The following is a 335-nucleotide window of genomic DNA, read 5'->3' on the forward strand; positions in this document are numbered from 1 at the left end:
CGTAGTCGAGCGCGAACGCGTGCGACAGCGTCTCCGACAGCGCGTAGTTCGCGGCCAGCACGCCGACGCCGAGCAGCGGGTTGATGATCGCGGCCGCGATCGCCGCCGTGCCCGCGCCGATCTTCGGCGCGACGTGCGCGTGCAGGTCCTGCGTCTCGGCGCCGAGATCGACCGCGCCGCGCACCGTCACGTTCGCCGGCGCCGTCGTCATCGAGAAGTCGTCGGTGCGCGCGATCCCGTTCGAGATCCGGCTGGTGCCCGTGATCTTGTCGAACGGCAGCCCCTTGCCGACCACGTCGCGGAAATTCAGCGTCAGGAAGCGCGCGAGACTCTGC

General features: G+C 70.4%; 1 protein-coding gene. It reads right to left on the reverse strand.

All coding sequences use genetic code 11. The annotated features are described in order from the left end of the window. On the reverse strand, positions 1 to 335 hold a 335-nt coding region (locus tag SB816_RS30425), incomplete at both ends, for an AsmA-like C-terminal region-containing protein (protein ID WP_410548044.1).

It is taken from the genome of Achromobacter sp. SIMBA_011 (assembly GCF_046535435.1).
GTDB lineage: Bacteria > Pseudomonadota > Gammaproteobacteria > Burkholderiales > Burkholderiaceae_B > Achromobacter > Achromobacter dolens.